Source organism: Gimesia algae, assembly GCF_007746795.1.
In the GTDB taxonomy this organism is placed as follows: domain Bacteria; phylum Planctomycetota; class Planctomycetia; order Planctomycetales; family Planctomycetaceae; genus Gimesia; species Gimesia algae.
Window position 1 is genome coordinate 4,273,271 of sequence record NZ_CP036343.1, and the last position, 24,029, is coordinate 4,297,299.

A 24,029-nucleotide genomic window follows, 5' to 3' on the forward strand; every position below is an offset into this window, starting at 1 on the left:
CAAAAGACCCTGGAGACGCGACAGTAAAACTGGACACAGTCAAAGCATACCACAAAGAGATAAACCAAGTGAGTCGTTTACTCGGTTCTCAATATGTCGAGTGTCACATGAATCGGATGGAGAACAGGAATGGCATTACCGTCGCGGTTGCCTCTTCACATGGGCAGCCTGCTCACTTTCTTCGTGGCCACTGTTCTTTGTGAGGTCGTAAAGTAACGGGAACAAGCTGCAGTTACCGGTCCGAATACTCTCCAGGGTGAACTAAGTTGAGCAAACCACTTCTCACAATTGGCATGGCGACACTTGACGATTTCGACGGAGTTTATTTCACCGTAACGTCACTGATGCTGCACCATGCCAAAATCATGCGGGATTGCGAAATCGTTGTCGTGGACAACAACCCCTACTCGAAGCATGGAAAGCTTGTCAAAGACTGGATTCTCAAGCGTGTCCCGAACGGATCTTATTTTCCCTATGATGCTTCGACTGGTACAGCTCAGTCTCGAAACGAAGTCTTCCGCCATGCACGCGGAGAATCGGTTCTCTGCATTGACTGCCACGTCTTGCTGGTACCGGGAGCGATTCAAAAGTTAATTGACTATTTCCAAAAAAATCCGGAATGTCGCGACCTTTTATCTGGTCCGCTTCTCTCGGATTGCGGAGTTCTTGCGGCGACTCATCAGCGTCCCCAGTGGAGTAATGGAGCCTGGGGCGTCTGGTCTGTTGATGAGCGCGGCAGGGACCCGGAAGGGGAGCCGTTTGAGATCTGGCAACAGGGAATGGGACTATTTTCCTGTCGTAAGGATGCGTGGGTAGGCTTTCACCCGGAATTTCGGGGATTTGGTGGATGCGAGACCTATATTATGGAAAAATTCCGGAAAAACGGAAGCCGGGTTCTCTGCTGCCCATGGCTTCGTTGGACGCACCGTTTCCAGCGTCCCGAAGGAGTACCCTACCGTGTGAAATATGAGGACCGGATCCGCAATTACATCGTCGGGTTTCAGGATCTGGGACTCGATGCTGAGCCTGTTCTCAAACATTTCAAAGTACCACAAGACCGGTCGGTTGGGCTGACTTCTTCGAAACCAGCCTCAGAAAAAACAGAGAATTTCGCTGTCGTTGGCGATAGCGCTTTTGGCGGGGTTGAAATGCGTGGACGCGTGCTGTCGAATTATCTTTCGTGCAAACTAGTCACTCCGAAGCAGATTCAACGGATGGCAAGACGAAAAACAATCATCACGATTAAGGATGGTTTCTGCCCAACCACAATCCGCGAGAAATGCGACCGTTTGATTTATGACCCGCTTGACGTCTTCTGTTCCACAAGTACCGACGTCGCACCGGTTGATTACTGGCAGTCGCAATTTCAGAAGATTAAATTTGATGAATTGATAGCGACAAGCCCCGCCTGTCATGAAGTGATGCGAGAAGCGGTTCCTGATCATGTGTGCGTGCACCTTGTGCCACACCAGTGTGATTCCAGGATCGAGAAGAACTGGCATAATCCAGATGGTCCAATCGTGTACTCCGGCTTGAAATGTTTTATTGAGTCCGGATTGGATCGGATTCAAAATGCCTGTCGAATAATTGGTAAAAAATTCTTGATCGGAGATAGTTGTGACGTTCTGAAAGGTGCATCGTTAGCTCTGGCATTACGGCTTCCACCTTTCAACACAGCGTTAAACCGATACTGCAAGCCCCAAATCAAGCTCGCAAATGCAGCCGCGGCTGGTCTACCGGTGGTCTCTACAGAGTGTCCGGCGGCAACTTCTCTATATCCAGAATTACCTACCGTCCCAGTTAACTTTACAGTATCAGGACTTGCAGACGTTATGCAACGGGCGCTTGAGGGGCCAGGTTTAACAAATCCATATGGCAACGGTCACTATATAAAGGCGATGGACCGGATCATCCATCGGGAAACGGTAGTCGTCTACACTGCAATCTTCGGAGGATACGACTCTCTGAAAGAACCGCGGGATCAGATGCCTGGAGTAAAATTTGTTTGTTTTACTGACAATCCCAGGCTGAAGTCGAAAGTATGGAATATACACTATTGTCGCCCTACGGGAGATCCGTTGATGCAGGCAAAGTCGTTCAAGATCCTTGCCCACGAAGTACTTGACTGTGACATTTCACTTTGGATTGATGGCCGGGTTGAACTGCATAATCTGAATGGAGCAATCAATCAGCTCAGCACTGATCTCGCACTTCATCGCCATGAACAACGAAACTGCATTTATCAAGAAGCGAGTCACTGCATAACGGTGAAACGCGGAGATCCGCGGCAAATCGAAGATGCGATTGCCCGGTATAAGTCTGAGGGACATCCCCCACACTATGGATTATGGCGTGGGGGCGTAATATTGCGACGCCATTCCCCCTGCACAACCGCGTTTAATCGGGAGTGGTGGCGTGAAGTCAGCGTGGGCACCACCCGCGACCAGATCGTTCTCCCTGTCGTGCTTCGACGCCTGGGCATCCCTTTCGAGACTTTCACAAAGGATGTCCCACTACACCGAATTGGTAACCACCTGAAATGAGAATTAAAAATCTGCTCGTCATCTCAGCCTGCGATTCCAGAATGGGTTCATGGGGAAAGCTTTGGATTGACCAGATCCAGAAGTTCGATGTAGACTGGAAAATCTACGATCTGGGTGGATTCGGCCGTGGCGAACCATTCGAATTCAATGCCCATGAGTTAACGAATAAAGATGCAACCAGTCAATTCTCAACTTTCAAGCCGCATCTGATTCTGCAGGCGATTCGACGCTTCAAGCGGCCTGTTCTATGGCTTGATGCCGATGCATTTATCGTCCATCATCTGCACGATCTTCTTGCACGTGTCGATATTGCAGTCACCGTAAATCGGCCCGAGGAATGGAAACAACACGAGTGGAGCGGGCATAATAATCAGGGAGTTGTAGATGCAGGCGTTTTTTTCGTAAACCCCACGCCGGCGAGCGATCAGTTTATCGCGAGGTGGGCGGCACTCTCGCACGAAAGGAACGCACAGGCTGCACTCAATCATCTTTTCAAAGATTTAACTAACAGAAATACCGTTGGCAATTTTTCCGGTGCCAGTGTTCGACTCTTGAGTACAGAGATTTACAACAGCCATTATTTCACTGAGAAATCAGTGATGCAGAAATCTAAGATTATCCACTTCAAGGGAAATAAATCCAAAGTCCTTGACCCTGCAGTGTATGGCATCGGCAAGGGGGCAATTGCATCGGACGATGCATCAGACTGCAAATTGCGAGTTGGTCAGAGAGGCAAAGGGAAAAATGGTTGGCTACATCTTGACAGTCACCCGTCTGCGGATATCGTCGCGGAGATCCCACCACTTCCAGATTCCGTCACAAATCGAAAGTGGCAGACCATTGAAGGTATTCATGTTTGGGAGCATTTCCACAAATGGGAGGCGGAGAAACTGGCCAGGAGCTTCAACGATGTCCTCGCAACAAATGGCAAACTTATTCTCGAGTGTCCAAACCTGGAAATTGCATGTCGCTCGTTTCTTGGAGGATATAAGGATTCCGATCGATACCACATGCACGTAATTTATGGCGATCCACAACATGAGGATGCAGCATACGTTCACCGCTGGGGTTATACACCGGAATCCTTGAAACAACAGCTGATCGAATACGGAGGATTTCATGCTAACGATGTCAGTATAGAATCAGCGCAATTTCACGTTCGCGATCGTGATTTTCGCGTTGTTGCTAAAAAACGATGATTGCGTTTGGATTCGCTGTTGTATTGAAGAAAGGTAATGAAAATGACGGGTTATAATGCATTATACACCTCGATCAACGAGGCCCATGAGACACTCATGCATGGACCATCTCAATATAAGTGGTTCGCCTCGGCTAAAAGGTTCGTCCAACAAAGTCGCGAGTGTATAGGCTTAGCCGGTACTCGACATGGTGAAGTCGTGTACGACATTGGATGTGGTCCCGGGTATCTGCTCTGGATTTGCAGAGAAAGATTAGGGTGCAGCGTACAGGGATGTGACCCTTTACGCGGAGCCCCAATCTATAAAGAATTATATCAATCATTGGATCTCAGCCAGTGCATCAGCTCTCATATTTCGTCCATACAAAACCCCTTGCCACATTCTGAATTAAAATATGACGTCATTTTTGCCACCTGGATTACGTGGATTGGGTTTGGAAACTGGTCAGCGGATGAATTCTCTACTTACATACTCCAGTGCAAGAAGCATCTTTCGCACCGAGGCCGGATTCTGCTCAGATTTGAAGAATCGAGATTTGAAGAAAAACTCTATGAGTCTTGCCTGCAGCAACTCGGTTCTAAGGTCGCACCGCTATGCTACCTGATACGAGCGTAAACTCATTTTTGCAGCATCATGTTACATCTGATGGAAATGGTCAGAACCGACTCATCAGGGCATCGATCTGGCCAGGCGAAAGCCAATTGTGTAACTGCGATATGTCGGGAAGTTTGAGGCACGCGCGTCTGAACCGGTATAATTCGACTCATAGTCAAACGCTCCTCCTCGCAGCACGCGTTTTTCCGCTTTGGTAGCTCCTCGTGGATTGTTGACACTCCGCTCGCTTCCATATCTTTCAAACCAATCCTGGCACCATTCGTAAACATTACCATGTGAATCAAACACTCCCCAGCCATTCGGCAGTTTACTGCCGCATCTTGCTGTTGCGTTTACCTCGAAGGCGGCATAACGGGTCAGGAGCAGGTCATTGTCCCCCGATGCGAATCTGGTTTCCGTTCCCGCTCGACATGCATATTCCCATTCGGCCTCAAAAGGCAGGCGATAACCATTGGAGTCCGGGTCCAATTCTCCGCTCACCATGTAGGCAGGTTTTAAGCCTTCCTTCCGACTCAGCCAGTTACAGAACAGAATCGAGTCATTCCAGCTGACACCTTGAACGGGATTATCTGGAGTTGGACTGCGGGCAGGACTAGCGCCATTCCAATCCTGCGGCTTATTTGCGTCTGAATAATCGGGATCGTCCATGAAATTCTGGAATTGTTTTCGTGATACTTCACAGTCGCTGATCCAGAAAGGTTGTGTCAGATTGACTGTCTGAACCTGTTCAATTTTTGGCTGAGAAGCGTTGACAGTGTCAGTCTCGCTGACCTTGCGTTTGAAACTCCCGGGAGGAAGCTTCAATATCGTCAGGCCAATACTGTTTATATACCAGTTGCGACCCTCGACTGGTTTGTTAACCTTCAAAATCTCAGGGAGTGTCTGGTTCCATTGCTGCAAAGACCATTTCGCCGAACTGTGGGTGGAAGAATCAGGCTTCGTTGTGTACCAGTTCGAAAGAATCTGGCTCATTTCTCTTAGTTCATCCGATGCCAGTGCAACTGTCGGGATGCCACCTGTCCCCAGGCAGATCCCGGATCGAAAGTGAGCGTCTGACTCGGCCCGTTGCGAATTAATAAATTGAACGACATCATCATGCCATGTCGATATTGTATCGATCAAGATAGTCCGCTGAATGGGGTCAGGCCGAAGTTGGAACATGTCTTGCGCGATGGTTCCGTCTCCGAGATGGAGTGCGACAATCGCCAGGCGGGCCTTGTGCCGCCAGTCCTGCTTCAACTCTGCCGCCGACGCACGCTCTCGCAGTGATTCTATCGCAGATTTCCCATTTTTTTGGAGAGCATCTACGATATTCCCACATTCTTCCGGCTCAGATTCAGCAATACTGGTGACCAGAAAACTTTCATCCACCTGTCCGAATTCCGCGAGTGCCACGGCAGCGTGCAAGCGTTGTGTCCGTGCAGTTGCCGCGTTCCCAAATTGGTCCCGCAGAATCGGTAAGGCATGTTCGCGTACAGGTTCGAGGTTTTGTATAGCATAAGGCACTGCTTTGGCGGGTGCTGCTAATACTGCGTCGACAAGCAACTTGGCCTGCTTGCGAATGTTTTCTTTCTTGTGGGTATCCAGGATGGCATTTTGTGTGGAATTGTACGAAGAAGCCAGAATGCCTGCGGCGATGACGACAATAATTGTCATCACCCAGCGAAGACTGTGGACCTGTGCAGCGTTTGCCATCATCCGTCGTTCTGGTTCGGTCCAATATTTCCTGGCAGTAAAACAACGGATATTGATGTATTCCCAACCAGACGGCAGATACCGGTTCTCGGGGCGCGCATTCCAAAGAGCAACACGCTCCGACAATCTAATTTCGGCGCGTCCGCGAAAGGTTTCCTTTTGTTTGCGAGTCAGCCAGTTCCGCAGTGAATGGACCAGGTAGTCGTGTGTGAGTTGGTAGTACCTCTTGTCCACTTCGACATGTGAAATTGCATCGTCATCGGCTTTCACTCCTTCAGGTTCGGTCGGTGTGATCAGTCGGATCTCATCATCGAGAATTTTTATGAGGCCGTTGAAGTCTTTTGGATGGTTGGCATAACCGGAATCACTAAGTAACTCGCCGTATGATTTCATCTGTCCTTTAATGTCAGTGCCGGATTCAGGCAGCAGGGATTTGAGGACGACACGAGCAGATTTCTGATGATAACGGTGTTCTGGCGGTGCCGTGGATGAGCTGAACGTTTCTTCCAGGAACGTCACTCCCACTCCCGTCGTCCCACCGACTTGTTTCAGCGTGCCTGGTGTCCAGGTCTTCCCCTTCATCATCTGAGCAAACAATGCCAGGCGAACACAGACGACTTTGTTGTTTTCGGATAGACCTGCAACGGATTGTTTGAGGAAGTTCCTTTGTTCCTTCGAGATCTTACTGGCGTCATTGGGTAACACTCCAAAGGCTCGACCAAATGCCGCCAGCACTTTCTCGGCATGACTGCTGGGAAACAGATCGACCGCAACCGAGTTCTGTCCTTCAAGAAGCCATATTTCCAATTCGCGCATGAAGCGTGTCGCCGCCATCCAGAAATCATCCCGCACAATCACGATGCACTGGACCCTCCCACCATCGCACTGACGCAGCGCTTGCACCAGGTCGGCACCGGCTTTGTCACGCTTCGCGTGTAGCCACTGTTCGAACTGATCAAGCACGATCAGAACCTTCTGGCCGGTAGATATGCCTGTTCCTCGCCGCAATGTAGCCAGCGTCTCCTTCAAATCCATACTCTTATCCAAGGCAGGACACTGTTTATGCAGACGATTTAACAACCGGACTTCAGTCTCGTCTTGCGTCGCATCGAGATGAAGGGAGATAATATCATCTGAAAGCAGAGGCAGTAGTCCGGCTTTGACCAGTGACGATTTACCACAACCGGACGGCCCATAGATCAGCCCCACCGAGAAGGTTTTGTCAGAGTCGGTTTCCTCAATACGAGTTTTCCAGAAACGAACATTGTCAGGGATTCCTTCCCGATCTTTAGGGCCTGGAAGCAATTTCAGGAAAAAATCGGCATCATGTTCGTCAAACGAACGCAACCCTTTCGGAACGATTTGAACTGGTCGGATGCTGGAATCGACTGTGCCTGAGTCGGCAGACAACAGCTTGGAATCGGAGCCTGAATGTGAATCAGTAGCGAATTTTGAGTTCCCACTAAGATTGGAGGACAATGCGGCCAGGAATATCTTCAGATCTTCAGCCATGTCTAGAGCGGTCGTGTACCGTTCACTGGCACGCTTCGAGAGCGCTTTCAGACAGATCCGCTCAAGTTCTTTGGGGATCATGTCGTCAACCTGCCGTGGAGGCCTGGGTTCCTGTGTGATAATCTTTTTCAGGATATCAGTATCCTTCTCCCACGAAATTGTCTGCCTGCCCGTCAACAATTTGTAAAATACCGCTCCCAGGCTGTAGATGTCACTACGACCATCCACTCGATGGCCTTCGCCACGCGCCTGCTCAGGACTCATGTAGGCCGGGGTCCCAGCGTACTTTGCCCCCTTGCCGATATTCTTTTCACTTAGCGCCAGACCGAAATCTACGATGTAAGGCTTACCGTCCGTACCCACAAGAATGTTTCCGGGCTTGACGTCCCGGTGAACAAAGCCCTGTTTGTGAGCGTAGTGCAGCGCTTCAGCTATCGTCACAATCAGTTCGGCTGACTCGGAGAAAGTGAGACAGCGCTGCTTAATTTTAACGGAGAGTTCAGTTCCTTCAATATATTTTGAAACGATGTAACAGGGAAGTTCGACCGTACTGCCGACATCGTGAACTGGAACGATGTGAGGGTGATCTAAGTTGGCAACAGTGCGAGCCTCGGAAAGATACAGCTCTACGTTTTCGGGTTTGGCAATTAGCCTGGCGTGCGGCACTTTGATTGCAACGGGCCGATCCAGTTGTTCGTCGTACGCCAGGTAGACGAGACCGAATCCTCCTTTCCCCAAGATTTTTTCGATCCTGTAGCGGCCAATGCGTTCGGGGTGAAATAAAGAATCATCATTTGAATCATCATTTGAAAAATCATATGAGAAATCAGCATCCGAATCGTTCTGATCACCGGAATAGTTCTGAGTGGCTCCGTTCGGATCTTTGTCGGACATTGCTCGGTGTAACCCCTCCCCGCTGATTATGTTTGTTATACCAAGATAACGCGGTAAGCGTTGAAACAGGATCGAGCGTCCCTTACTTAAGACGGAATCGCCGACCCGAAGTAATGAACTCGCGAAAGTGACTCTGTCCGATAGGATTCCCTATAATAGCATATCTATCGGAGTAATGAATTTCAAAGACAATTTATTAAATGATACGGAGAAGGGACGCATAATACTATTCGCGTACCAGTTGCCGAATGGACATCGACATCTGTAGCCCGCTCCCCGTTGACCTTGTCTCCATTTTTGATCCAATGGGGGGCAAAGGTAGCCTGTTAGGTCCCCGGAAAACCGGCATGGATTCGGTTGTTGGAAGAGTTTACTAATAATTTTCGTGTGCCAATAGCCGATCGCAGTCGGCTTGACTGTTTGGCTCCTCTTTCCAGAAATTGACTAAGGAGTGTAGCCAGTACAGAATAAAATTAACGCGGAGATTCATGCAAGTAACTGTGTTATTCATCAAATTGATTGCTACTCAATACTCAACTTCAATGGCTATTTCCCAGATCGGTATTTCTGGGGAACTTCAGACATAGTTTAGCGATCACTCCATTCGCCCGGTGATATTTTTTTAATTTTGGAGTGGACCGTTTCTCATTCTGTATCCATAATAAACTATCGATTTGCTTCTATAGTCAGGATTATGGAGCTCAATACAGGATGAGGAGGGATTCAGTGTCTGATAAGGCTTTTAACACGCAGTTGTGGCTTGTTTGTCAGATAATCATGCTGACATTTTGCGTGCCTCAACTCTTCGCCCAGGACTCCTCAGAACCAGCAGGACCTCAGTGTGCAGTCCTCGAACTCTTTATTCGCAATGACTGCGCGGATTGTCCTGAAGTCCAGCAGCGACTCGAAGCCTATGCCAAAAAACGGGGACGCATCAGTCTGCATGTCCATAATCTGGACGAACCGGGAAAGCATGTGGATCGCTACCAGCAGATTCTGAAATACTTCCAACTTCAGGATGCCGAACTTCCCGTCGCCTATGGCTGTAATTCGCTCCTGCGAAAGCTTAAGCCTGATACTTCCACGGACGAACGCATCGACAAACTGTTGACGGTCGATATCTACGTCCGTTCGGGCTGCTCGCGCTGTGCCGCCGCCAAAGTCTTCCTCAAAGGCCTCAAGCAGCGGTACCCGGTGTTTGAATACACTCTGCACGACGTCGTTTCAGACAGCGCCGCCGGAACCAGGGTCCATGAACTCGCCGATCGCTACGGCAAACAGGCAGTCAGCGTCCCGGTATTTCACTTCTGTAACCAGCTTGTGGTTGGCTGGATCAGCGACCAGTACACGGGCTCGAAGATTGAAGAAGTCCTCAAATTCTGGACAACAACCTGCCCCAAACCAGAAAAATCCGATAACAAACAGAGCATCCTGCAGCAACCCGATCATTCTCAACTGCAGTTTGTTTCGTTCCAGAGTGAACCGGATTTAGACAGTCCGATTCCAAAAACGAATGACGATCCGGTTCCCCTTTCTCCTGTGCCTAAGAACAATTCGTCACTGGGACCGCCACCTGTCGGTGACAATGATTCACTCCCGCCGATACCGGGCGGCGATGCCAGTCTCCCCCCACCACCGGGAGACGTGCCACCTCCACTTGAAGGAGAGCCTTTGGCTCCTGTTCCTTCACAGGCGATGGATACAATAGAAGTTCCCTTTCTGGGAGAGTTGAGCAAAAGCCGGTTAGGAATGCCGGCTTTTACTTTTTTAATCGGCCTGGTAGACGGTTTTAATCCCTGCGCCATGTGGGTTCTGCTGTTTCTGCTTTCGTTGCTCGTCAACTTAAAAAACCGTGCCAAAGTACTGGCCGTCGCCGGGACGTTCGTGCTCATCAGTGGTATGGCTTATTATGCTTTCATGGCAGCCTGGCTCAACGTTTTTAAGCTCATCGGCTATCTGCCTATGGTTCAGTTTCTGCTGGGTCTGTTTGCAGTCCTCATTGGTCTGATCCATATCAAGGATTTCTTCGCCTTTAAAAAAGGTATCTCCCTGTCGATTCCTGACTGGGCCAAGCCCGGTCTCTATGCCCGCGCCCGTAAAATTGTCAATGCCGAAAACCTGGCGGGAGCCATCCTCGGTGCCTCCATTCTGGCCGTGCTGGTCAATTTTATCGAGCTGCTCTGCACCGCAGGCCTCCCGGCGCTCTATACCGAAGTATTAACCATGCAGAACTACCCTGACTGGAAAACTTACGCCTACCTGGGACTGTATATCCTCGCTTACATGCTTGATGATTCGATCATGGTGACCATCGTTGTCATCACTATGGGCCGCCACAAACTTCAGGAAAACCAGGGACGCTGGCTCAAACTCTTCAGCGGTGTCGTCATCCTCCTGCTCGGACTGGTCCTGATCTTTAAACCATCACTGCTCCATTAAACATCTCAGTGAAGAAACCCGTCTTGACAGCTACGCCACTTCATAAAGTAAGTTCTCCGTGTGAGAGATCTGCATATTGAATGCGGTAAACCATTCGAGGCTCTCATGACAGGTCCAAACCAATTTAAAACCAGAGGTTTTTCATAACCCCGTATTCTATCACAAACACAATTCTCCATTGAGCCCAAAGTGCCTCAGCAGGACTGAACCGTTCAGCGGGGAACGTGCGTTTCAAAATAAAACCTGTGCACGAAATTGAAAATCCCAGGCTGTAGCGCAACTCGCCTTGAAATCAGAGAGATCACAACGGTACCATTAATATCAGGCACACTTCAATTTTTTTGATTGACTGTATGCAGAGTAAAGGTTAGATAGAATGAGAATCAAACCGAAGAAAGTCATGCAGCTGTTACTGCTATTTTTAGTGCAGTTCTTCTACAGCAACAGAGACGCGTATTCGCAGGGTGAACCAGAAGAAGCGTTTCCCTCAATGAGTGTTACTGCCTTTTTCAATCTCCAGGCCGACCACCAACGGCAACGGCTTTATTCTGCAGTCATGCACCGCTTGCAGTTGTTCGACAATATCGCTTACTCGACGAACAATGTGGTCTTCAATCCCCATCAAAACTTAAGCATGTTTCCTGAAAAGGGTCCCTTTACAGTACCAGTTGCTACAGAGCCCCCGAAGCACATGAATAAGTATTATTCGGTAAAACGCCTCAATGATTCTTACCACAAACAGATCAGGCAGGTCTGGCCTTACATTCCGAAACTAGGTTCGAATCTGGTCGAACAGTCAGAATTCTCCTATGATGCACCGCAAGACATATATCAGAGAATGAAGCTGGTGCAGGAAGATAAACAGGCTTTGATTACGCCTTTTGCTGTGATTGCGCCTTATGAAGACTGGGTCAACCAGGAAGATCGCCTGGCATACTGGGGAAGCGGCACTACGAAAACCCGTGGTGTGTACTTCATCAGCGACTCAGCCCAAGCGCTGGAACGGCTGATCAGTTACTCAGAAAACAGTCAGACTCCTAACGAATTGATCAACCCGGGTAAGATCAATGATGTGGAAACGATCGCATTGACTTTCAGGTCAGAACTCCCTCGACAGACAGGCCGCAGAGGGACCTTGACCGTCCATTTTGACCCGCAGCGCCAGTTTTTGCCGGTTGCCTATCGTCTTGAACGCACGGAAAACAGAGCAGGAGTATTTGAAGTTCGCTGGTTTGAAGCGATGCTGTTACTGGATGCCGTTAAACAACAGGGACACTGGTTTCCATCCCGATTTCAGTGGCTGCAAAGTGGTGGAGTCCCGACTTCTGACAGACTTGTAACAGCCTACGATGTGAATGTAGAATCCATCGCATTTGACTCCGTTTCACAAGACGAGCTGGCTTTCAAATTCCCCGCTGGAATTGATGTAACAGACAATATCCGAGGCGTTTCTTTTACCGCAGACGGCAAAGGGGGCGCTCAGGGTGACATCCAGGGGATTCCGTATTGGAACCTGACCTATCTTCGTGTCTGCCTCCGACGCTATTTTCCGAAACTCGTCATCCCGGTCTCTATTGCAGGTCTGCTCTTCATCGGCTGGTGCATGAGACGCCATCGGCCTCTAACAGACATCGAGCACGCAGCATAATCTGCCCAGGCAGAGCGTAACCAGGCTGACACGCCCTGCCCGGCAGTGCGAAAAAACATCATCGCCCTGCAGAGCCAATTCCGAATCTGGACAGTCAACCAGCGTTTATAGTTGATTCTAACTGGTAAATGCGGGATAACTGTATGAGAAAAGAACTGTTCCCGTTACACAGAGACTTGTTCAACCAACTCACACCGATTATTGATTCATAAAGGAAGCGTACCTGTGATTCGAAAGCCCAGAGCTCTAATACTGTTTCTCATCCCCGCCTGCCTGTCACTGCTACTGACTAACACAGCGGTGACTTATGCCGACTCTGATAATTCCAATAATAAACTATCCAAAGCCGAAAAAAAGAGTGGCTGGAAACTGCTGTTTGATGGCAAGACCACTGATGGCTGGCGCAACTATCAAAAAGAGGGAATCAGTGACGGCTGGACAATCAAAGACGGCGTCCTCTCCCGCTCCGAGAAAGGGGCCGGTGATATCATCACCGACGACCAGTTCGGCTTCTTCGAACTCTCATTGGAATATCGCATTTCTCCTGAAGGGAACAGTGGTTTGATGTTTCATGTCACCGAAGAAGAAAAGACCCCCTGGATGACCGGACCGGAAGTACAGATTCAGGATAATGTCGATGGGCACGATCCTCAGAAAGCAGGCTGGCTCTACCAGCTCTACAAGCCGGCCACTCCCAAGTGGATGATTGAAGCCGAAAAGGCAGGTAAGAAAGTGACCCCGGCAGTCGTCGATGCCACGCGGCCCGCCGGCGAATGGAACCATCTGTTTCTCCGCGTAGGCCCTGATCGATCCCAGGTCATTATGAATGGCGTCAAATACTTTCAGTTTGATAAAGGCAGTGCCGACTGGAACAAACGCGTCGCCGATAGCAAATTTTCCAAGTATCCTAAATTCGGAAAACCAACCAAAGGACACATCTGCCTGCAGGACCATAACGACCTGGTTTCTTTCCGTAACATCAAGATCCGCGAAATCCCCGCTGATGGCTCTGTGCAGGATCCCAGCGACGGCGAGTTAGCCCTGAAAGGGGTACCCGCTTTTCCCGATCTGCAATGGGAAGGCTGGGAAGCCGTCAATGAAGAAACAGGTAAAGTCGTTCCACTGCGACCCATGGCTATCACACACGCCAACGATGGCAGCGGACGTATCTTCGTCACCACGCAGCGCGGCATGATTCAGATCATCGATAAAAAATCACCTGAGAAAACGAAATTGTTTCTCGACCTTCGCGACAAAGTCGCTCCCTGGAAAAAGAATAACGAAGAAGGTTTATTAGGGTTGGCTTTCCACCCCGATTTCAAACAGAATGGTCAGTTCTTCGTCTACTATTCCGCGGAAGGAACACCGCGAAAATCAAAGGTTTCCCGCTTTACTGTTTCGAAAGATGATCCCAGCAAAGCCGATCCCAACAGCGAAACCACCATCATGGAGATTGACCAGCCCTACGGTAATCATAACGGTGGCTGTATTGTATTCGGCCCGGACGGCTATCTCTATATCGGTCTCGGTGATGGCGGTTCCGGTAACGATCCCCTGGGTAACGGGCAGAACCTGGAAACCTTACTCGGTTCTATTTTACGGATTGATGTCGATAAAAAAGCAGAGGGAAAGAACTACGCGATCCCTGCAGACAACCCGTTTGTAGATCGTGCCAATGCAAAACCGGAAATCTTTGCTTACGGCGTGCGGAACATCTGGCGGTTGAGCTTCGATCCCAAAACCAAAACATTATATGCTGGCGATGTCGGTCAGGATCTCTGGGAAGAAGTCAACATCATCAAAAAGGGAGGCAATTACGGTTGGAGTGTTCGTGAAGGCACACACAACTTCGGCAATCGTGTTCAGACCGCGAAAGAAAAACCGATCGATCCCATCTGGGAATACGATCACGGCGTCGGTCGATCCATTACCGGCGGCATCGTCTACCGGGGTCAGCGACTGCCCGAACTCGATGGCCTGTATGTCTATGCCGACTACGTCTCCGGTAAAATCTGGGCACTCGAATATGATGAAGCGTCTGGTGAAGTGAAAAAGAATCTCCGCCTGGCTGCCAGCACTGTTCCCGTCATGTCATTCGGCACAGACGAAGATGGCGAACTGTACTACACCGTTCAGACCGTCAAAGGGGGCGAAGGCATCTTCCGCTTCGAGAAGAAGTAAACGTTTAAGAAAAGGGAATGATTGAAATGAGCCAGATCTCTTCAACACAAGAGATCTGGCTCTTTCTTTTTTAAACAATCTTGAGGCATCCCATGGAAACGAAAGAATTATTTTATCAACTGGGTGCCACATTCGCTCTCTTAGCAGTCTAAATCTTAAACATCAGCGTTTTCACTATGTAACATGGAAGGCTCTGGAAGTCTGTGAAAACGTTTGGTCTCGATGTTCCCAATTGGAGTACACAAAAAAGTTTGCGCACATTCTGGAGTAACCCGCCCCTGATCGATCCCAAATTAAAACATCGCCTCTACTTCCAGTGGAAACTGGGGATCATGTTGATTGTGCTGGGCTTTGTATCGTTCCTGATAAGTGAATTCAGTCAATAAGAAATCGCTTCGTAATAATGTATTTCAGGCTACCGATCCGTTCTCTCACATGCACTTCCTGCACTGGTAATACTACTCCCCCCCACCCGTCTTGATATTTCTCTGAATTTTCTGGAACTGATGAATTGTCGGCGATATGATAAATCTCAGGTAGACAGTCGAGCACTTATCTCACTCTACCAGTTTTCTCTCACAAACTTTCGCAAGCATTTCTATCGGAGTATGCGCGATGTCGGACAAAGATCAGGAATCAAACCCTACAGTTAATTCTTCAATCACTGATTCCCAGACCAGTAGGAAAAAACGATCACCCGTCGAACGTGCCGTTGTCTGGAGTCTGATCACTGTTGCGTTGATAATAGTCATCCTCGAGGCGAATGCCCGATATGGCTACAGTAAAACTCTGGAAAAAATGCAAAACCGCATCACTCTGGCTGAAAAAGAGAAAGGCAAAGAGTTCTTACTCATTGACGCCAGAGAAATGGTCAAAGGCTTTCCGTATGGTGACGAACGACTGACGGAAAACGGTAAGCAGATTCAATATCGCTGGTTCAGTCTGTTTCGCACGTTCGCGATTGAACTCTCGACGGGAATGGACGATGTCGTCCTCTCACTGGAAACCGATGTCGATGCCTTTGGCGAAGATAAACCTCCTGGCAAAAATACCGTAACGGCCCTTCCGCAACTTAAACTTCCAGAGAAGGGACTTACCTCGGAATATAAAAATCTGCCCGTCCTGGCAGCCAGTCAGTTCGACTCGAAGCCTGCTGATCTAAAGGGACTTCTCAGCAGGGAAATTGTGCGTCAGGCAGTTTTAATTAGTGCCAGAGAGGGTTTAGGGTTGCCGACACGCGACAACTCTATACGCGGTGAAGTCACTTTGATTGAGAACCCGCAAACCTATCCTCTACAACTCTACACCCGCATTGATGGCACGGGAAAAGTTGATTTCGAAATAGAGCGGCCTTTCAGAGACAAACCTGCCGCTTACTGGGAATCAGATACAATTGAACTGGCGCGTGACTCATTACTGGAATCACTTATTGAACAGAGTGAAGTGCTGTCTCGTACAGGCTTCGTCGAGGCGTTGAAAACAGCAGGGTACAACGGGAAGGCGCCAGAGTGGAAGACCGAGTCCAGTATCCCTGAAAAAACATTGCGACAATTGAACGAGTGGAATTTCATTTCTCAGTACACGGTGATTCAGGACGTGCATGCCGCCATCCGAACAGAGGGTGAATCACCTGAACGACTGGCGGTGCTGACGCGTGCCTATGCCAATCTGGGCCATTTGACAGAAATCCACTGGAGCCCGGCTCATAAAGTCTTTAAGGCTCGCTCACTGCTATACGCACAACGCCTGAAAGCCCGCACCGATAATTCAGCCTGGGCTCTGGCGCATCGTGCGTATGCCCGAACCTTTACAGGTCTGCACCTCGGTGCACTCGCTGATATTGAGACGATTAAATCAGCTCAAAAAACAAATGCTGAAAATCAACGTCCCCTGCCCCATTGGATTGATTTGATCGATGCCTACTGTTCGTACAAACCGAAAGTGTTAGAACAGGCTGTTGAACAGGAAGACCTGAAATCGCTGGCTGTCTATTTACGTTCATTGCAAATCGATCCTATTTCCAATGAAAAAGAAATGGTTTCACGCACGGAAGAACTGCTGAAATTGGAGCCGGCCTGCTGTCGTGCGTTAGATCAACTCTGTGAGACACAGTCTCTCGGCACTCTCAGAAATGTCACTGAAATTCGTCAGAATCAGATCTGGGAGCCAATGTATGAAAGATTACAGGCAGGCAATCTTCCTGCATCCGTCAAAGAGCCACTCAACCAACACATGGAGTGGTTATTCAAATTAAAAACCGGTCTACAGTTTCGAACTCAAATCATTGATTTACTGAAAAACGCCGGGGTAACACAACACGAACCTTCAGTGAATGGCCTGGGTCAGTTGATTCAGGAAGTGTACTTCACTCAGACGTGTCGCAAACTGGAATTCCAGACAGACTATCTCAGTGTCAGTGTAGATCACGTCGTCTCCGAGGCGCGACCTCTGCTCAAAGATCATCCCTATGAGGCCTTTATTGAAAGTTATTCCTCAGTTTCAAAAGATGCGACTGACGCATATCAAAGACTACTCTCCACTTTTAATCCACACGAACTGGAGCTGATTTCAGAACCACTAATTACAAATAGTTACTACAAACTGAATCGAGATGACTATTCCAGGTTTTTTCTGGCAGCTGAGTCTAACATGGACCCGGTTTTCCAGGATCATCTCAATTATCAGCGTTTTGTTGTCAAACAGAGAAATTACAGCAGAAATCTGATCGGGGAGATTGCTGAAAAACTTCTGAAAATCAGTCCCTATGTACCACAAACGGTGGCCATGAACCTCGACGCGAACAACAACTACGTCGAAAACCACCACGCAGAAGTTATGAAACGATATGGAGACGATCCAGAAATTTTGTCAGCTTTGGGAAAACGTTTTCTTAAGAACAATAACGATGAGAAAGCTGAAGAGATATTCAAACGCCGGTTAGATATTGCCCCCGACCATACGACTTACATCTCCCTGGCGGAACTTTATCAAAGACGTGGTGATACAGACAAATGGAAGGAGACACTACAAAAAGCATTGAGAGTTCCCACATCAGGACTGCAGAATTATCAGATCCATAACAAGCTGGCACACTACCACATGCAACGGGGTGACTTTGAACTGGCAAAGCCGCATGCGGTGAAAGCAGCCGAAAGTTATTCTGCCTGGGGTCTGGAATGTGGAGCGCAGTGTAGTGAAGGACTCGGTGACATGGACCAGGCAGAAGCCCTGATGAAAGCCCGCTCGATGCGGTATGCTGGCAACGCCGCCGACTGGTACTTCTGGTGTGTACGCACAGGATTTGGTGATCTCGAAATAGCTCGACAACTGGCTGAACGGACGATCCTGGAAAATCTGGATCCGAATCACTATACCCGTGCCATGGAAGCAGCCATAATCCATCTGATTCAGGGTTCAAAACCCGAGGCCTTCAACTTATTTTTGAACACATTCCAGAAACACCACGATGCCTACAGCGGCCTGCATGCGGCCGTCCTCGCCGATGAACTGGGATTCACGCGCCAGCGTGATGAACTGCTTAACGAAACTGCTGAACTATGGACTAAAGATTATGCAACGGCTGAAATTGCAAATTATTTTCAGCGGATGCTCCTGAATCAGGATTCTGTTGATTGGAATTCAAAATGGTTTGAGTCCCTGATCGTCCAGTTGCCAGACGGCAGCCCCACGAATTTTGATTATTTTGTCGGAAAATTTTTAGAAAAAAGAGGCCAGGATAAACTGGGGACAGAATATCTACAACTGGCAGCCACCTCCCCCAATACAAATAAATACAATTGCATCCTGGCTTCACAGGATTTGCGGTCCCATGACAAGGTAGTCAATTCCCGCCGGGTCAGAGAACTCGAAGATGGTTATGATGAAGTGAAAGTACTCGCGAATCAGGCAAGTCATCTGCTTCAGACTAAAAAACAGAAAGAAGCCATCATCAAATTCGGAAAGATATTAAAATTAAAACCGGAGCTGGTCAGCATATTGATCAACCGGGCGCAGGCATATGAAGCAATGCATAACTACACTGCAGCCATAGCAGATTACAAACAGGCAATCGAACTCGATCCGCAATACTGGTTACCTTATAACAATCTAGCCTTTCTGTACGCAGCCAGCGAGCAGGAAGAATTTCGTGATGGCAATAAGTCACTCCAAAATGCGCAACTGGCGTCTGAACGACTGCCGACACAATACTGGGTGAATTATGCTGCTTTCGCTGTTGCCTATGCTGAACTAAAGCAGTTCGACAAAGCCATCGAGATGCAGACCATCGCACTCGAACTTGCACCCAATGAAGCAAAAAAGATAGCGCAACGCAGATTAAGGTTATTCAATGAAGGAGAACCCTATCGACGAACAACAGAAAAAGAGTAGACTGAGTCCAGTTTTACTGTAGCGTCTCCAAGGCCATTTGGACCGAGTATACTAGATTGAGAGACGCTATGGTTGAATGTGATGCGATCTAGTTAACACACGCCATACAAGTTTTTATGCAGATGTATTATCGGTGTCCTCTTCCGCTGGATCATCGCGAGGATCAAGCGGTCCACCGTACCAGATATTGAGCCCCCATACCTGCCCCGGTAAACAGCAGCAACGCATAGCCGAAATTTTGAGCCGGGAACCCGTCGATCAGCCAGCCTGGAAAGCCGGCGATAATTAACGAGACCGAGACAGCAAACGCTAAGAACAGTGAAAACCTTCGATATCGAATGCGTTTGCGTCTGTTTTCTCCGTCTCCCGTTCATTCGCTTCTTCGACAGCCATTGTGAATTCAGACTTCGGTTGATACCAGAGCAGTGCCAGCACAACCGGGTAACCCACAATACAGAATAACAGTAACTGCCCCGTGTCCTCAGGTCCTTCTCCGGCAATGAGCGCATTTGACAACAGTACAAGCGCACTACCAAACAGCAGATGCACCTGGATTGCAGGCAGAGAGCGCAGAAATCGTCCCAACGATTGAGGGTCCATTTCGTCCATGTCTACTTAACCCGAACATGAAATGATAAATGCGAATTACCCTGGCAGATTACTTCAGACAGTACAATCAATTTGTCTCGCTTTATTCAATGTCCTCGATTTCCACATCCGAAATCACGGTTCCCTCGGGAAGATCTTTCACCTGCTCATGGATCTGGCCAAGAATGCTGATGTAGACACTGACTTCCGAAGTCTCATAATTTTCCAGTTCGTCGCTTCCGCCCAGCACGAGGGGTTGCTGATGACTGTAAACCTGGTTGGCTTCCAGTTCGATTCCCGCATCTCGCAGTTCCACTACCCGCGCCGGAAATAAATGGTCAGTCACAAATTCCGTATCAGAAAGCAGCTCTTCAAAAGTGGAACCATCCTCGGCAACGGGTCTGATGTCGCCTTCAATGACATCAATGAAATAGACGGCCCCCGATTCACCTTGCGCAAACAAATCACCCAGCGCGGTCAGCAGCACGGGACGCATCGGTTCCGGCATCGCCCAGGCCCAGTCGTTAAGTAGCTCATCAATATCAATTCCCTCAGGATTGATTGTCAGATCGTTCAGAGTTATTTCCATGGTAATCCTCACATCTCAAATCGTAGTAAACAAAGAGTGCCTGCAGGCAGAGAGTTGAATGATGCGGTCACGTTAACACGTAAAAACTCAGAGTGCAAATTACTTTGAGCGATCCATGCCATAGAATTTCGTCATTAGTTTCAAAATTGAATTAAAATAATTGATGTCATGTCAGAAAGAACCGCTCAGCCGTTTGAGTGGCACTTTCAGAAAATGAACTCCGTTCCGGTTCATGAAGACTGTGCCCACAGTTTCCTCATCTACCTGGATAGTACGAGCCGAGTAATAACGGGCCGCTACAGGCGTGTCAGGCAGCAGTACAACAGTTCGACGCGCGTCCCACGTCTGACCGTCATCGGTCGACAGATTGTAACTCAGCCCTAGATTCTTCTGTCCCCTGCCCCACGTTACCAGCACGCGTCCGTCTGAGAGTGTCGTCAGAAAACGGCCTTCCGCATTGTCTCGCTGATCCGGAATCGCTGGAAAACCTTTGACCGGTAACCAATGCTGTCCGGCATCAGTCGAACGCAGCAAGACCGGCCCCATTGCCAGTAGAGATCCGCCAGCAGTCTTCACAATCTGCTGGAACTCATGCTGCACTCCGCCTGGTCCCACCAGCGGATATTCTTCGAGCACGTCGGTCTCTGGATCATACAAACGCGGTACTCCCACACGCAGCGGTAACAGCCAGCGTCCCCCCATCCAGGGCAGCACATTATGCCGCACAGCACCCAGATGCTTGCCGTCGACCGGACCAATCAGTCGCTGTTCACTCCAGCTGCGTCCCTGATCGTCACTGAGGGAATAGAGCAATGCCCGTTCGTAATAGCCGTCTTTGGCTTTATCGTCGGCAATATAATTCCAGGTAACCAGAATGCGTTCGTCCGGTAGAATGTCGACAGTCCCGGGGTAAACTTCATACTTTTTTACTTCGCGAATGACAGCCGGACGTTTTGCCGAGGTTGCGATTGCTGTCGGTTTGGACCAGGTCTCTCCTTGGTCGTCCGACCGCGAACACACCAGGACATTCGCCCCTTTATAAACAACAATCAGCGTGCCATTCTGACCCCGACAGATTGAAGGATGAATGTGCCCCTGAATACGTTCCGCCAGAATCGGCACCGGCTTGTCCTCTGCAAATGCATGGGAACTAACCAGAAACATCATCAGGATTATGTATCGACTGAGAAACATTCCACCCCCTTTTTTAGAGCTCAATCCGTTTTGTTTTTGGTCGCTGCTTCCCGTAACAGTTTCAGAGCCGCTTCTACCAGCATTTCCCCACTACCCGGCTGCAGATTCGAATTCGTCACTTCGTAACTGCCACCTGCATAAGCGGCCCGGTGGGGAATGTAAATCGTTTCGACCGTATTGGATAATTCGATAATCATTGTGGTTTTAAAAGGAGACGCCTGTTTGATCGCCAGTCCCAGTTCGACGAATACTTCGCCGGGCAGACAGACGATGGCAACCTCGTCCCCAATCGTCATCACCGTTACATCCACGGGCAGTCTCTCACCCGCGCCAGCCAGTGAACGGCTCAACCCCCAGGTAATGTGCTCAAGCGTATTGGCGTGCGGTTTTTTGTGCCTGATCTGATCCAGAATCATTTTTTTATAAGCTGTCACATGCTCAAAGAAATCGACCTTGCCCCCCTTGTGGGCAATCTCCAGTATCTTGATCGAACGTGCAACCTCTTCGGGAGAGGCATCCTGCAGAGGCAGCTTCACAAGCTGGGATTCGACCGTTAAAGTCGTATTTTGAAGCGGTGTCAATTTCTCCAGTTGATCCGTGATGGAAGTTCCCAGCGATGTTCCAATATAATCGACATTATTCCGGACAGGCGACGCTGGATTCGCATGATTGATATCGCCACAGCAGCCGGTACCGAAAATCGAAACGACATCCGGTCCGAGTGCATCCCGCAAACTGCGTTCAATGAAAAACGGATAGTCCGCACTCCACTTCATTCCGCCAACCGTATCCAGATGCAATGCGAAATTACTGAGCACTCCCCGTTTTCTTCCACTCTCAGGATCAGTCATTGACAATAAAGCGATTTCAGTATCAATGGGTCCTGCAGCGCGAATCACTTCCGGGTTTTTCAACGACTGCCAGGTTTTCACGCTGCCATCACGCATTACAAAGCGACGGTTGAAGGCGACTGGCGTCTTTTGTGTCGCACTCCCCGTTGCCAGTACAGTCGGTTTCGCGTTCTCAAAAGCCTGTTCAATCGCCGCCACCGGACCGTTGATCAGTTTTTCAATATACTGTTTTCGCAGTTGCTCCTGCGATTCCTTACCCAGATACAGATACAGCTCTTTCATGTAATCGGGCGCGGTATGCGAATGTGTGGCAGCGATCACGATGTTCTGAGCGGGAATCCCCGTTTTCTCAGCAGCAATCCGTCGTACTTCTTTGGATAAATCCGTGGCGATGCCAATTAAATCGCAAACCACAAGGGCAGCCACTGTCTCCCCCTCGCGGAATACAACCGCTTTCGCTTTGAGTGGATCAATGGTCCCCTCCGCCAGTCGCTCGTGGTAATAACCCGCCATCGGAAAGCCGACCGGCGGCGTGATATCGATCTCCGCGACTCCCACCTGAATACCGGAACGCGCTGCTGTGGATTCAAGATGGTTTCGAACAGCCGTCAGCCACATCGCTGCGGCCCGTTTTTGCCCGATACTGGAAAAGTGGCGACGAGATTTTATGTCTCCCCGATTTTCACCTTGCAGGGTGTCGGTATCAGGTCCCGCAGAAAAACCACGTTTGGGGATCAGTTGCTCAATGGCCGTTCGAATCTGTAATTCCCCCGCAGGGTCATTGTATACGGTTGGATGGTGTGTCGATTTCGCCAGCAGCCATTCTGGATTGAAGCCCCATAAACGTTCTGCTGACTCCCGAATCATCTGGATATTCTTGATGTATTGATCTATCGGAGTTTTCGCGATGACATCCGATTCCCCCTGCTGCCAGAGCACTGCACGAAAACGTCCCACCTTTGTACCTGAAGCGATCAGTTGTGCATGCAGTTTCCCGCCTGGCAGCCATTGAGTGGATGAGGTCGCACCGACCGCCGCATTGACGAACGCGACCGGAACTCGGAATTCTTTCACCAGCGCATCACCCAGAGGCGGCCAGATTGACCCGCCATTACTGTTATCGTACACAGGCTGGGGATCATGCGCAGTTACCCACTCCTGCTTTTTCGGATCAAAGGCCACAACCCGTTGCTGGGAATCTGCTACTTTCAGTCTTTCATCATTGCAATTTGTCGCATAAGACTGACCGGCCACTACAAAGACTTCACCAACGCCTATCGGACTTACAGTCCCCACAGCTTCAGTTTTATCCTGCACTCGACATCGCACTTCCAGTCGATACCAGCCACCCGCTGCAATTCGTGCCGAATAAGAGAATCGTTTTTCGGTTATTTTTGGTGTAAAATTGATCCATAAATCAGATGATGGTGTTTGCACGGGCAACTGGACCAATCGATACTCCCAGGCCGTCTTAAGGGTTCCTTCTGGTATCATTCCAGAGATGAGTACATCAGCATATCCAGCCCCTGGTGCGACACCGGTTCGCTGAATCACCTGATGCGACTCCGGCGTCGTCAGTTGCAATGTGTCAGCTGCTTGCGTATCAAGGCTGATCAGCGCGAAAGTCAATAGAACGAGTACTCGAAAACAGTGCATCATCTGCTGTTGACCTTTAATAAATGTAAGGCAGGA

The 24,029-nt window shown here is 49.2% G+C and carries 11 protein-coding genes; 6 read left to right on the plus strand and 5 right to left on the minus strand.

What is annotated here, in order from left to right:
- Positions 1–266 precede the first annotated feature (266 nt).
- Entirely contained in the window at positions 267–2,543 is a 2,277-nt protein-coding gene (locus Pan161_RS15890; protein WP_145228581.1) for a glycosyltransferase domain-containing protein, read from the plus strand.
- Positions 2,540–3,742: a putative nucleotide-diphospho-sugar transferase gene (locus Pan161_RS15895; RefSeq protein WP_145228582.1), complete on the plus strand. Its 1,203-nt coding sequence runs from the start codon at positions 2,540–2,542 to the stop codon at positions 3,740–3,742. The genes Pan161_RS15890 and Pan161_RS15895 overlap by 4 nt, the downstream gene beginning before the upstream one ends.
- Positions 3,743–4,411: 669 nt before the next feature.
- On the opposite strand, the gene Pan161_RS15900 is transcribed toward Pan161_RS15895, so the two are convergent.
- Complete coding sequence (locus Pan161_RS15900) at positions 4,412–8,458, minus strand: bifunctional serine/threonine-protein kinase/formylglycine-generating enzyme family protein (RefSeq protein ID WP_145228583.1); 4,047 nt, start codon at positions 8,456–8,458, stop codon at positions 4,412–4,414.
- 726 nt (positions 8,459–9,184) lie between these two features.
- Between Pan161_RS15900 and Pan161_RS15905 the strand changes: the two genes are divergently transcribed.
- From Pan161_RS15905 to Pan161_RS15920, 4 genes are all read left to right on the plus strand, one after another.
- Positions 9,185–10,897, plus strand: a complete 1,713-nt coding sequence (locus Pan161_RS15905; RefSeq protein WP_145228584.1) for a glutaredoxin family protein — start codon at positions 9,185–9,187, stop codon at positions 10,895–10,897.
- A 376-nt stretch (positions 10,898–11,273) separates the two neighbouring features.
- Positions 11,274–12,545: a hypothetical protein gene (locus tag Pan161_RS15910; RefSeq protein ID WP_145228585.1), complete on the plus strand. Its 1,272-nt coding sequence runs from the start codon at positions 11,274–11,276 to the stop codon at positions 12,543–12,545.
- A gap of 225 nt (positions 12,546–12,770) precedes the next feature.
- Complete coding sequence (locus Pan161_RS15915) at positions 12,771–14,726, plus strand: PQQ-dependent sugar dehydrogenase (protein WP_232103268.1); 1,956 nt, start codon at positions 12,771–12,773, stop codon at positions 14,724–14,726.
- A 615-nt stretch (positions 14,727–15,341) separates the two neighbouring features.
- Entirely contained in the window at positions 15,342–19,115 is a 3,774-nt protein-coding gene (locus Pan161_RS15920; protein ID WP_145228587.1) for a tetratricopeptide repeat protein, read from the plus strand.
- A 309-nt stretch (positions 19,116–19,424) separates the two neighbouring features.
- Here Pan161_RS15920 and Pan161_RS15925 read toward each other — a convergent pair whose 3' ends face one another.
- The 4 genes from Pan161_RS15925 to Pan161_RS15940 form a co-directional block, all read right to left on the minus strand.
- Positions 19,425–19,724: a hypothetical protein gene (locus Pan161_RS15925; RefSeq protein WP_145228588.1), complete on the minus strand. Its 300-nt coding sequence runs from the start codon at positions 19,722–19,724 to the stop codon at positions 19,425–19,427.
- Between the two features lie 82 nt (positions 19,725–19,806).
- Positions 19,807–20,292: a T6SS immunity protein Tdi1 domain-containing protein gene (locus Pan161_RS15930; RefSeq protein WP_145228589.1), complete on the minus strand. Its 486-nt coding sequence runs from the start codon at positions 20,290–20,292 to the stop codon at positions 19,807–19,809.
- Positions 20,293–20,463: 171 nt separating this feature from the next.
- Complete coding sequence (locus Pan161_RS15935) at positions 20,464–21,486, minus strand: sialidase family protein (RefSeq protein WP_145228590.1); 1,023 nt, start codon at positions 21,484–21,486, stop codon at positions 20,464–20,466.
- A 20-nt stretch (positions 21,487–21,506) separates the two neighbouring features.
- Positions 21,507–23,996, minus strand: coding sequence for a neutral/alkaline non-lysosomal ceramidase N-terminal domain-containing protein (locus tag Pan161_RS15940; protein ID WP_197995330.1), 2,490 nt, complete (start codon positions 23,994–23,996; stop codon positions 21,507–21,509).
- Between the last annotated feature and the right edge of the window lie 33 nt (positions 23,997–24,029).

What these genes read in the sequence shown, in the direction of transcription:
- Pan161_RS15895 (WP_145228582.1), top strand. Translation starts at nt 2,540, where the DNA reads ATGAGAATTAAAAATCTGCTCGTCATCTCAGCCTGCGATTCCAGAATG.
- Pan161_RS15900 (WP_145228583.1), bottom strand. Translation starts at nt 8,458, where the DNA reads ATGTCCGACAAAGATCCGAACGGAGCCACTCAGAACTATTCCGGTGAT.
- Pan161_RS15910 (WP_145228585.1), top strand. Translation starts at nt 11,274, where the DNA reads ATGAGAATCAAACCGAAGAAAGTCATGCAGCTGTTACTGCTATTTTTA.
- Pan161_RS15920 (WP_145228587.1), top strand. Translation starts at nt 15,342, where the DNA reads ATGTCGGACAAAGATCAGGAATCAAACCCTACAGTTAATTCTTCAATC.
- Pan161_RS15925 (WP_145228588.1), bottom strand. Translation starts at nt 19,724, where the DNA reads ATGGACGAAATGGACCCTCAATCGTTGGGACGATTTCTGCGCTCTCTG.
- Pan161_RS15930 (WP_145228589.1), bottom strand. Translation starts at nt 20,292, where the DNA reads ATGGAAATAACTCTGAACGATCTGACAATCAATCCTGAGGGAATTGAT.
- Pan161_RS15935 (WP_145228590.1), bottom strand. Translation starts at nt 21,486, where the DNA reads ATGTTTCTCAGTCGATACATAATCCTGATGATGTTTCTGGTTAGTTCC.
- Pan161_RS15940 (WP_197995330.1), bottom strand. Translation starts at nt 23,996, where the DNA reads ATGATGCACTGTTTTCGAGTACTCGTTCTATTGACTTTCGCGCTGATC.